Annotated in this window: 6 protein-coding genes; 2 read left to right on the top strand and 4 right to left on the bottom strand. The window is 55.3% G+C overall.

The window, feature by feature from the left end:
• The first annotated feature begins 6 nt into the window (after window positions 1-6).
• On the top strand, window positions 7-894 hold the full coding sequence (gene cyoE, locus EQV93_RS01660) for a heme o synthase (RefSeq protein ID WP_122784868.1): 888 nt from the start codon (window positions 7-9) through the stop codon (window positions 892-894).
• Between the two features lie 64 nt (window positions 895-958).
• Here the strand turns inward: cyoE and EQV93_RS01655 are convergent, their stop codons facing one another.
• From EQV93_RS01655 to EQV93_RS01640, 4 genes are all read right to left on the bottom strand, one after another.
• Complete coding sequence (locus EQV93_RS01655; protein ID WP_240890769.1) at window positions 959-6,727, bottom strand: hypothetical protein; 5,769 nt, start codon at window positions 6,725-6,727, stop codon at window positions 959-961.
• A gap of 536 nt (window positions 6,728-7,263) precedes the next feature.
• Window positions 7,264-8,679: an efflux transporter outer membrane subunit gene (locus tag EQV93_RS01650; protein ID WP_240890768.1), complete on the bottom strand. Its 1,416-nt coding sequence runs from the start codon at window positions 8,677-8,679 to the stop codon at window positions 7,264-7,266.
• 2 nt (window positions 8,680-8,681) lie between these two features.
• Window positions 8,682-10,271, bottom strand: a complete 1,590-nt coding sequence (locus EQV93_RS01645) for an MDR family MFS transporter (RefSeq protein WP_240890767.1) — start codon at window positions 10,269-10,271, stop codon at window positions 8,682-8,684.
• Window positions 10,264-11,346, bottom strand: a complete 1,083-nt coding sequence (locus tag EQV93_RS01640) for an HlyD family secretion protein (RefSeq protein WP_240890766.1) — start codon at window positions 11,344-11,346, stop codon at window positions 10,264-10,266. Before EQV93_RS01640 ends, EQV93_RS01645 begins: the two co-directional genes overlap by 8 nt.
• Before the next feature lie 107 nt (window positions 11,347-11,453).
• Between EQV93_RS01640 and EQV93_RS01635 the strand changes: the two genes are divergently transcribed.
• Window positions 11,454-12,155 (top strand): CerR family C-terminal domain-containing protein, encoded by a 702-nt coding sequence (locus tag EQV93_RS01635; RefSeq protein WP_122784863.1) that lies wholly within the window; start codon window positions 11,454-11,456, stop codon window positions 12,153-12,155.
• The last annotated feature ends 28 nt before the right edge of the window (window positions 12,156-12,183 follow it).

The following is a 12,183-nucleotide window of genomic DNA, read 5'->3' as shown; positions in this document are numbered from 1 at the left end:
GACCCGATGTCCTTCAAGCACTTTATCCAAATCACCAAACCGGGGATCATTTTCGGTAACGTGCTTTCTGTGGCAGGCGGGTTCTTCCTGGCCTCGAAGGGGCATTTCGATCTTGCCCTCTTCCTGGCCGCGGTAATCGGCACCTCCTTGGTGGTTGCGTCTGGATGCGTGTTTAACAACTGCATTGACCGCGACATCGACATCAAGATGGACCGCACCAAAAACCGCGTATTGGTACAAGGCTTGATTTCCCTCAAGGTGGCACTGCTTTACGCCACCTTGCTGGGGGTTGCTGGTCTTGCGCTGTTGTATCGCGTGGCCAACCCGCTGGCGGCTCTGTTCGCAGCGATCGGCTTTGTGATCTACGTGTGTTTGTACAGCCTGTACTTCAAGCGCAAGTCGGTTCACGGCACGCTGATAGGCAGTCTGTCGGGTGCAATGCCTCCGGTCATCGGCTATGTCGCAGTGAGTAACCACTTCGACATGGCTGCCCTGACCCTTCTGGTGATGTTTAGCCTGTGGCAGATGCCGCATTCGTACGCCATCGCGATTTTCCGCTTCAACGATTACCTGGCTGCATCGATTCCGGTGTTGCCGGTGAAGCGCGGGATCAAGGTTGCCAAGAAGCACATCCTGCTTTACATCCTCGCGTTCCTGATCGCGACCCTGATGCTTACGCTTGGCGGTTACGCCGGCATGAGCTACATGGCCGTAGCAGCAGCGATGGGCATGTACTGGCTGTACATGGCGTGGACAGGCTATAAAGCTGTCGACGACAAGGTCTGGGCACGCAAGCTGTTCGTGTTCTCGATCTTCACCATTACCGCGTTGAGCGTCATGATGTCACTGGACTTCAAAGTGCCAAGCGAGTTGTTACTCACTTACGCGCACTAATTAAGCCAGACAAAAAAACCGCCTTTCGACAAGAAAGGCGGTTTTTTTTCGTCTTCACAAAGGCTTAGACCCAGGAATGCTCGTTGCCGGTTTCGATAATGTACTTACTGGCAAAGGGGAAGTAGTGGTGGGTGCAATCAATCGCTTGTTTGTGATGCCTGATGTCATAGATGCCTTGTGTCTGGAGTGTGCTGTACTTGGGCATTAACTCAAACACCGTTTTATGGACAACGGGTATTTTAGCGATCAGCACATCATTCATCAGTGTGGGGCCGGTGAGTCGAAAATAGTTCTGGTGATAGGCTTTGCAATCGGCCTTGTTTTTGATCAAGGCGTCCCCCGACAGCCTCAGATCAAGTACGGGTTTGGGCTGTGAGTAAAAGTCCCTGCTCTCTATAAAACGCTTGTGCATTTCGGCAGAGATAGCGGTTAACAGATCGTTATTAGGATGGGAAGCAAAGTGGCTGGTGTTATAGCCCTCAAAGTCCAATGTGGTTTCCGTAACGATGCTGCCTAACAATAGGTCATGGGGGGCTGCTTTGATATCGTCTGCGGCCAAGGCCACGATCAACGCATCGTCCAAATCCATATAGAGGCCACCGTAATAATTGATCAGCGGAAAACGAATCACGTCGCAGGCCGCGGACCAGTTTTTATGTTCTGCCGCTAACAGGGTTGTGTATTGTTCAGCGTTGGAACTGTTTTTGAACACGTCGTAAAAAGGTTCGTTCTTGATTTTTGAGAGCTGTAACTGAGGGGTGTATTTCTCGCTCATCGATTTTATTTTAATAAACAGTTCATCGCTTACATCGAGGTGCAAGGTGGAGGTGAACTCAGTGGAGTACTCAAGGTTTTTAGCAATCCGGTCAAACAAGTGACTGCCCGGTACTTGAGTGCCGACCCAGATGTAATGAATGTGATTGGGGATGGCCACTGGGTTTTTCGGCAATTGAGGTAACTGCGGCAGTGTAATGGTTACACGTTCTTGTGCGGCGGGTAGGGAGGCTTTGACCGCGTTGAATTTTTCAATACTGCCTTTTTGCCATTTCCCATCAGCGTTAAGCCAGACAGGATCGCCGAAGCTCATATCCATCTCGGCCTGGGGCCCAGAGTTATTCTTGACGATACGTTGGCGCCAGGTACCAAGGTCGGCGTCATATGCAACGGGTATCAGATAGTGGCTCAACATGATTGCATAATCAGGTGTGCGAGCAGGCGCACTTAAATTCATTACGTTATCCATGGGTACACTTAGCTGTCGCTGAAAAAAATGGGCCGTTGAAGGCGTCTCCATCCCTCCTGCCAAGCCGCTATGGGCAAGTTCCCATCTATTTTGAGCCGTGTTAAATCGTACCGCAGGACCTGTCACAGAGCCTTTATACACGTGCAGAAATGCACTGCCTGAAGGGCGTGTAACCGCAAAAATATTGCCCTGCATCTGGATGTAGCTCACACCCGTCAGCTGATAAACATGATCAACCCGCTGTGTGATGGATAAGTCGACATCATTGACATGAAAATACTGTTGCTGAGCAATGTTCAGCTTTCGATTTCCCCAAGAAAAATCAGGATTGAATGGAACAAGGGGCGCGTCGATAAAGGGGCTGTTAATGATTTTTGGTTGAATCAAAGGGGCCGTGACAAATGATGAATAGGCGGTTTCGGGGTTCAGTTTGGCTTTAAGTCCTACCAGTGATATCACGTTATTCAGCGATTTTGCGGTCTGGAGCTTGAACTGAATAAGCGTCACACCTTTGAGTCCGCCTCGGAACAAAAGCCCTGCCAGAGCCAACGGGTTGGCGGCGGAAATCAACCCTTTGCCCAACGTCGTAGCAAATGCTTTGCTGGCATAGAGTGTTTTCATGGTGTTCAGTGCAAACCTTGATACGCCGAGCGATGTACTGCGAACCACAACCTTGCCCAGTGTGATGGAGGCTCTCAAACCGCTATAAGCCGCTTTGCCAAAGGGCAAAACAAACGCCAGAACTTCCAGTGCGCCGAATATCGCCGTCCCTGTGGTTACATTCTCGGTCTCAATGTCTCGATACAGGGCATAGAACGGAATAATGACGTTGAAAATGATTTCAGTTCGATTGACCAACTCATCACGGTACGATTCATAAGGTGTCGAGCCCCTGAATACGGGACGCACTTGCGACAGGCTCAGGCTAAAGATTGAGTTAACCAACTTCTCGCACAGTTGCTGCACCCGCTGCTCTTCGCTGACTCTCGCCGGATTGTTCCACGTAAAGCTCAACGTTAAAGAGGGTGTGACTTTCAGAGTGCCGGGCATGCCCGTCAAGTACGCTTGTTGATCGAGTTGGGGAACACCCATGACGTACTTGTTTGCCTCAGTGGGTGCCCAATCATCAGAGTCATACAGAATATAGGCGTTACCTTCAGCGCGTATTTTGCGGACAGTGCCGGAAGGGCAAAACACTTCATAGAAACTATTGTTTTGCGGGTCTGTTGAAAATGCCAACACGCCATAGAAGCCCGGTACCTCTTCGCCCTCAACCGTGAAAGAAACCCTCAGGAAATGTTCGGCATTGAGCAGGTCGCGACGCAGTTCGGGGGTTAAGTCATTGATCGCATGTGTGAGTTGTACAATCAGTGCCGCGTTGTATTTTTGCTGAAAAGCATCGAACTGTTCATTGAATGCCTTCAACAATGTGCACCCCCCCAAACCCTGGGACTCCAAGGCCAGTTCGCTATCTGAGAAGGCACGATCCTGGCCGCAGGTCATATACCGCTCCAAGAGGGACAGGTTCATGGTGCGGCCGAGGTTTTTGAAGCGGGTGACGAAGTACTTATGGATTTCAGCCTCAGTAAACGGCCTTTTTTGATGCGCATCGGTGAGCGGGTGATGCTCTGACAATTGCTGGAGTGCCATTTTTCTGCGATCCGGCGGGAGCTGCACCAGTGTGGTCATGGCCGAGGTCTTTTGTTCATCAAGCTCGATGGCGTATTGCAGGGCGATCATCACCTCTTCAGGTTTTACCTCGGCTATGTCGGTGAAGGGGATTTTCCCGCGGCACATCGCAAAATGCAGGACTGGCTCTCGGCGCAATAAGGTGATGGCCAGTTGTTCATCGTGGTTAATCGATTCGCAGAGGGTCTCGTTCAATAGTTCGATCAGACGCTGATACCCCAGCGCCACTGCAGCGCCGGGCAGTGTTGATTCGGCCAGTGCCACGGCGTGACGAAAGTCAACGGCCTCTCGGGTATAGCCATAGCGCAGATCCTGCGGAACGTCATACACCATTAACTGCGGGCAGTAGCGCCCGGCAATCAATTCGAAAGCCAGACGCATAGCCGGTTCGCTCGTGCATTGGAGCGTGCTGCGCAGATGCTCCATGACTTGGCGCCGCACCTCACTGATCGAGTGACCGCCCATTGCCTGAGTATTCAAGTTAAGACCGCAGATATAGCCTTCGGTGTGGTTCTCTGGTGGATACAGGTAGTCGGTAATGCAAGCCAGGGCGAGTGCCCTGGTCATGTCGGGTGTTGCCTCCCGGCGCTCTCGCTCTGTCCATGAAGACGTGCCGACAGCGGCCAGTTCCAACTGATGAAAAACAGGTGAATCGACCACGATGCTCATAAGCGTGGTGAAGGTCGCGTCGCGATGCAGCCCGGATTCGGGAAACCTTGGGTCACGAATCAGCGTCGAAAGTTTCAGGTATGCCGTCAGCGCATTGATATCTGGCGTGCGCTCACCTCCTGAAATATTGGCATGGATGTCCAGCGTTGAAGACGCTGCGGACACACGGGCCGATGCCCAAAGGCTTGTACTCAGGGGCTCAACGTTCGTGCCTGGTGTAGCTGCACTGCCCAGCAACAAAAAGCATGACGTCAGGTAGTGATGATCGGCGGTGAAAAGCGTTTTGTTTCGCAGCGCTTGCTGCACCGCAATGGTGACTCGGTGGTTGCGGCTATCAATCTCGGGTATTGCTGTGTTGTGGCTGGCATATTTATGAACCAGCTTCAGGCCCATTTCGGCGGTGATCGGAGCCTTTGCTGCCATCGGATCAAGCACGCCCTCCAGCACACGGCTCAACAGGGTTTGGTTTTGGGGCGTAGCCAGCAGATGGCTGGCGAAGGTTTTAAATTGATCATCGGTGATCAGCGTTTGCAGCTCGGCTGACGGGTGCAGTACGTGGGCAATGTCGCGGATTGGCAGAGGGCTATGCAGGGGCAATTCCACCTGCGGCTCTTGCTGAATCAAAAACGCCTGAGCTATCGCTTCGGGCAGGGAACGTTCGATAACACGGTTAACGCGAGTATTTAAAAGATCGCCAGTGGTGGGCTCCATTGTGCGTCCTGTTGCCAGGTCAAACCACGTGCTCAGGCTCATGGTTTGTGGTGCGGTTTCAAGCGCACGGTACTGGTTAAAAGTGGTGTTGATGTCCTGATAGCTTTGTTCGAGCTTAAAACCGATTAAATCCGGAATGATGTTTTCCCTGAAACGTTCCAAGGTCATGGTTTTACGCACGCGGTGATTGAAAAACGCCGTCTCTGCCTTATGTTCCAGGCCCACATACTCAACCCAGGCAGGGAGCGTTTGGCGGTTGTTCAATTGCTGGTTGAGCGCGACTCTTGCCTGGCTCGCGTTGGCGAACACCTCAAAGCCCCGGTGCGCGGTGAGCACATAGGTGGTCCGGGGTACTGCTGCAGCTGGCCCCCTGACCTGGAAGGCCACGGCAAATGAACAGCCCCGCGAGTTTAATGAGGCACCATTGCGTATGCCGAGTCGCGCAGCCCGCAGTTTATTTGGCGTTTTAAGAGAGGGCTGAAAGATCAGGGTGCGGATGGCGCTGTCATCATCCTGGTCAAAGTAGCCGTCGGCGCACAACAGTTGCAATTGCGTCTCTAGAAGCAGCCTGAGGTGGGCGCCATAGTCCTGCTCTTTTGTAGGTGCCTCGGCACGGCTGTCTGCGGGGCTGCTCCAGTAGCCTTTCAAGCGCTCGATGTAAGTTGTGTTGAGGTTTTTGATGCGCTCACAGAAGGCCTGGTACTGAGGCTCAGTAATCGACAGGTAGTCTTCATTGGGTGGGTTCAGTTGCGTCAAAAAACGAATTTCAAGAGGAACACGCACAGGCTCTATTGGAGGGGCGTTCGCTAACGATTGTCGGATCAAGCTCCCCAGGCTTTGCTCAAACACATTGTGATCTTCCCTGTCGACAAACCACAGTGAGTCAAAGTTGGCGAGCAACAGGGTATCTGGCAGATCGGTAAAAATGGCCTTGAGCTCCGCGTGTATGCACTCCATCAGGCTCGGCTGCCTGGCCATCAGCATCTCGATGCTGTTGTTAGTCATCAGTCTGTTGGCCAGTACCTGTTGCAGGTTACTCAGGTGCTGGCAGTCGAGCAGATTGGCGATGAAGTGAGTGGTGCACTCGCTCATCACCCGGTTCAACGGAAAACTGGATAGCGTTGCAATAACGTTCGCTCTGAACGCCGCACGTGACGTCTGATGCGGGTGGAGCAGGGGGTAACTGAGCAACGGAAACTCGAGGCTCCAAATCAGATTGGCCAGTTTGGAAACAAGGTCCTTTACATGCTGATGATCTGTTTTATCAAGATCAGTACCGATGGCCAGTGCGGTTGTACGGCGTGCACTGAGTTGTGTGCAGAAGGCTTTTAAGAAGGTCGCACGTGCACACAGCTCTTTCGTTAGATCAGTTGCGGAACACTCTCTGAGCAGTCCGGCAATGATTTTCATCGCCAGGTTGAAGGCGGCTGAGTCACTGCGGTCGGTCGTGCGATAGCCGAGGTTGTTAGCAATGTCATAGATATCCATGCTCGCTATTTTTTGGCTGCTGTAGGTGTTCATGGGATGTCACTTACTTGTGGGGGATAACGTCAAAGTAAGTCAGGTGTTCTGGGGTGGGTGGTATATATGTGTCAGCTTTTCTGATTGGGTTTGAAGTGCCAACCGGCACCTTTTGCATATCAGTATTAATCGGCACTGCAAACGTATTAAAGGGTAATCAGACAGATCAGCGCCCTCGCCATTCAAGGAGTTATAAGCATAGGCTTCAGACAGCATCACTGCTTTTTCCGGATCGTTTTCTGCCAGCGCGATAAGCGCCTGTGGAAGGAGAGTTTTAGTGCGGCAGGTGTTGTTGGTTTTCCATTATGCAATGCTCCTGTTGTTTTAATCAGAAGAGCAAAGACGGTGCCATGTTCAACAAATAATGTGTGCGGACGCTGTTGCACTCTGCATAAGGGCGAGGCGTCAACGCGGCCTGCACTTAACATGTTTAAAGATTGGCAAGTATTATCGGTTTGCGGCTAATACTTGCCGGTAGGGGGGTGTAAGTTATAGGCGTTATTTGTAAGGTTAAGTAATTAAATAGGTGGGGCTTTTCAAGTTTCGCAGCAGTGCCGAGCGGGTAGAGTGCGCCACCCTAACCCAAGACTCTTTTGCAGAGCTATGTAGTCCTTGATCAGTTGGCCGTCGCTGTGAACCCGGTCCTGTTCGGCACGGTAGCGGGTGCGTTCGGCGTCGAGCCAGTCCAGTACACTGCTGGTGCCCGCACGGTAACGTTGATCGGTCAGCTGGGAGGCGCGCACGGCGCTGCTCTCGACCCGGCCAAGGGTGCTGCGACGTTGACGTTCATTGCCATAGCGAGCCAGCGCCACGTCAGCATCGCGCAATGCGCTGAGTACGCTGCTGCGGTAGTTGGCCAGGGCTTCATCGCGCCCGGCTTCGGCCTGGGTGACCTGCGCGTGTACCCGGCCAAAATCCAGCCAGTTCCATTGCAGATACGGCACGCCCAGCGCACTGAGGTTGTCTTTGCGCAGCAAATGGCCCGGTTCGCTGGCGCTGAAGCTCAGCGAGCCAAACAGGCTGACTTTGGGAAAGGCCGCTGCCTTGCGTTCGCCGATTTGCGCGGTACTGGAGGCCAGACGGCGTTCGGCGGCGCGGATGTCAGGGCGTTGTTGCAGCAAATGCGCAGGGTCGCCGATGTTGACGGTGACGGGCAGCACGGGCAGGGCCGTTTGCTGCTGCAAGCGGGTGTTCAATGCACCGGGTGGCAGGCCGCTGAGCACGGCCAGTTCATCAAGAGATTCGATTACGTCCAGTTCCAGTGCAATGGAGGCGGCCCGGGTTGTTTCTACTTGAGTGGCAATGCGCTCGCGATCCAGTTCCGAGGCCGTGCCTTGAGCCAGGCGTTGTTCGGTGAAGTCGAGCAACTGCCGCTCAAGGGCTTCGGACTCGCGTGCAATATGCAGGCGCTGCTGCTGGTCACGCAGGCCGACATACGCTTGGCCGACTTCAGCGGCCAGTTGCACATGGGCATCAGCGAGGTCGGCCTGTACGGCATCGGCTTCGGCGCTGGCGGCTTCAACGGCACGGCGGCCGCCGCCGAAAATATCCAGCTCCCAACTGGCGTCAAAACCGCTCAGGTACAGGTGCGTGGCGTCGGTGTTTTTGTCTCCCGAGCCCGTGTACAACGCTGCCGCCGTGGCCGAACTTTTCGGCAGCAGGTCACTGCGCTTTTCTGTCAGACCGGCGCGGGCCTGACGCAAGCGCGCTGCCGCAGCGTGCAGATCGGGGCTGTTGCGCAGGCTGCTGTCGATTAGCTCGTTAAGCAGCGGATCGTTCAGGGCCAGCCACCACTCGGCCACGTGCGGCGTACCGGCCCCAGTTCCGGGCACTTGACGTTGAAAGGCCGTGCCTTGCAGCGTGCTGTCGGGCGCGGCGTGGTAGTCCGGGCCAAGGGTGCAGCCCACCAGCAATAGCGGGCACAGCAGGGTGAGGGTTTTACTCGCGATCATGGTCAGTGTCCTGTGCTCAAGGGCGTTCCGGCCGGCGGTTTTTTCAAAAAGAAGGCCAGAGGCAGGCACAGCAGTAAGGCGATGCCGAGTACGTAAAAGGTTTCGCTGTAGGTGATCACTTGCGCCTGCACTTGAATTTGACTGGCCAGTTGGCCCAAGGCTTGAAGCTGGGCATGGGCGAGGTCGCCGTGTTCAGCGAAAAAGCCTTGGGTCGCCGTTGCAAGGTGGTTTTGCGCTTCGACGGATTGCACGTTCACGGCATCGCGCAAGGTGTCGTCATGAAAACTGCTGCGCCGTTCGATAAAGGTGCCCAGCAACGCCAGCCCCACCGAGCCACCGAGGTTGCGTGCCATGTTGTAGATACCGGCCGCTTCGCCTGCTTCATGGGGCGGCACACAGCTCATGGACGCCTGATTGAGCGGCATCATCGCCAGCACCTGGCCCAGGCCCAGCAGTAATTGAGTGCGGGTGAAATTGTCGCCCACACTGTCGGCCGTCAGGCCCGTGGCCAGTAAACAACTGCTGGCCAGACAGCCCAGGCCAGCCATCACCAAAAGGCGGGTGTCTACGCGGCCGATCAGGCGCGGCAGAATCGGCATCATCAAGAAGGCCGGCAGGCCTGACATCAGCATCACTGCGCCCGATTGTTGAGCGTTGAAACCCGCGATGTTGCTGAGAAACTGCGGCAACACAAAGGCCACACAATACAGCCCGCAGCCGACCACAAAGACAATCGCGATCACGCTGGCAAAGCGTGGGTTGAGCAACAATCTGAGGCGCACGATCGGCGTTTGGGTGAGTTTCTGTGCAAACAGCAGCAGGGCAATCCCGGCCACGGCCAGCAGGCTGAGCGCGATAATGTGTGAGGACTCGAACCAGCGCTCGCGGTTGCCTTCTTCCAGCACCACGGTCATGGCACTCAAGCCCAGGGTCAGACCGATAATCCCCAACCAGTCGGCCTTGATAAACGCTTGCCAGTTGCCCAGGCTTTTTTTCAGGCCCTGACTCAGCATGACCAGCAGCAGAGCGCACACCGGAATATTCAAGAAGAAGCACCAGCGCCAGCTGAAGTTCTCGGTCAGGGTGCCGCCCAAGACCGGCCCCAGCAGGGGGCCAAGCAGCACGATCAGGCCGAATATCGTCATGCCGATGGGCATTTGATGGCGCGGCAAACGGGTGGCTACCAGCACTTGCGCCGTTGGGATCATGGCACCGCCAGCGAAGCCTTGGCCGAGTCGACCGATGACCATTTGCGGCAAGGTTTCGCTGAGGCCGCAGAGGATTGAAAACAGGCTGAACAGAATCGCGTTGCCGATTAGAAAGTTGCGCAGCCCAAACACCCGCGTCAGCCAGGCGGTCAGCGGGATCATGACAATTTCGGCCATCAAATAGCCGGTCGAAATCCACGTGCCTTCCGTGCCCGAGGCGCCAATCTGGCCCTGAATCTGCGGCAGCGCGGCGTTGGTGATGGAAATGTCCAGGGTGGCCATTAATGCCCCCAGCGCACCTGCAAAGACTACGATCCAGTCGCTGGTGCTGGCATTTGCCTGAGGGGGATTGAGCGCTGCGGGTGCAGCGGCTGCATTAGCCACGACGGGTATCGACGTCGGCCGTGGCTGACAATCCCGGCATCCATTCGATGCTGGCGTCGGCTGAAGGCTGGAGGCGAATACGCACCGGTACTCGCTGGACGATTTTGGTGAAGTTGCCGGTAGCGTTGTTGGACGGCAGCAAGGCAAATTGCGAGCCGGTGCCAGGTGACAGGCTCTCGATCACGCCCTTGAACTCAACCCCCGGCCAAGCATCAATGTGCACCGCAACCGTCTGGCCTGGGTGCATACGCTCGATCTGGGTTTCCTTGAAATTGGCGGTGAGGTACACATCATTGGTCGGTACGATGGTCATCAGCCGAGTACCGGGTTGCAGGTATTGGCCCACCCGCACCGAACGGCTGCCCACCCGTCCGGCCAGCGTGCTGTAAACCACGGTATCTTGCTCATCGAGCGTGCTTTGGCGGGTGCTGGCCTGCGCACTGGCTAATTGCGCGCGGGCCTGTTCGATGGCGGCGCGCTGAGTGTGTAACTGGCGTTGGGCAACGGTCAAGGCGGCGGCCTGAGCCGCCCGTTGAGCACTGGCCTGACGCAGGGCATTACGCAGCTCGGCCATGCGCTCTTGTGTCTCGGCACCACTTTGGGCCAGTGGCGCGTAGCGTTTGACCTGTGCGGCGGCGTATTGCTCGTTGGCACTTTCACCGTCGAGTTGCGCCTGCACTTGGGCAATCGAAGCGCTTTGCTGCTCCAGTTCAGCCTCGCCCCGGGCAATGTCAGCTTGCGCGGCACGAATGGCCGCTTCGGATTTTTCCCGCGCAGCCTGGTAAGGCCGTACATCGAGGCGCACCAACGGCTGACCGACACTGACGGTCTGGTTATCAGTGACGTACACCTCACTGACCGTGCCCGAGACTTTGGCTGAAACGCTCAGACTGTCGGCCTGCAAATAGGCGTCGTTGGTGCTTTCAATAAACCGCCCCACGCTCCACCAGTGCGCCCCCCAAACCGCTGCACCGACCAGTGCGGCCAATCCAAACCCTCTCAAAAGCATTTTTTTAACGGATCTGCGTGATGGCCGCAGCTGGGTCGGTTCATCGAGCGATTGATGTGCGGTCATGACGATCTCAATTGTTAGCGGTTGTAACAATTATTACGATTGGTAAAATTATGTCAATCGATATAAATTCAGGCAAACTTGCGAATTCATCGATCAAGGAGAGACCCATGACCACCATTCACCGGCGCAGACCTGCCAGCGAAGGCGGCTACACGTGTGGGGATGAAACCAGTGCACGGATAATCGAAGCGGCATTGAACCTGTTTGGCGAGCGGGGGTACGACGGTGCATCCACTCGCGATATTGCCGAGCTGGCGGGAGTCAATGCGCCGGCATTGAATTACTACTTCAAGAACAAGGAAGGGGTCTACCGGGCTTGTACCGAGTACATGGTCGAGCGCATTTGGGACTATCTGGCACCCACCATCGAAGCGGCTCAAGCCCAATTGGGTGGGCGACCGGACAGTGAACAACTGATTGAGACCTTCTGCGCGGTGCAGAGCAAGATTGCTGAATTCATGCTGCTCTCCAATCGCACCAATAGCTGGCGTAAATTTTACGCACGCGAACAGGCAGGCTTGGGCCCCAGTGCGAATGAAGAGGTGGTTAGCCAGCGAATTGGCCAGCGCATCATTGGTGTGACCAGCGGCATCATCTCGCGGCTAATGGGCCCGGGGGCGAGTGATGAAGAATGCAGCCTGCGCTCCATGACCCTGACCGGCCAGTTGCTGCCATTTCACCTGACCCGTAACAGCTCCCTCAAGTCACTGGGCTGGGACGCGTTAACGCCTGAGCGGTACGCGTTGCTGATGAAGATCGTGCGCGAGCAGACCGAAACCTTGCTGCGTGGACTGATCAAAACGCCCTAGCTGCTGGCAGCATTCTGTTTGAAGTCTG

This window comes from Pseudomonas sp. TMW22091 (genome assembly GCF_022496705.1).
Classification (GTDB): Bacteria; Pseudomonadota; Gammaproteobacteria; order Pseudomonadales; family Pseudomonadaceae; genus Aquipseudomonas; species Aquipseudomonas saxonica.
The sequence above is the reverse complement of the archived record's forward strand: the minus strand, read 5'-3'. Positions and strand labels throughout refer to the sequence as shown.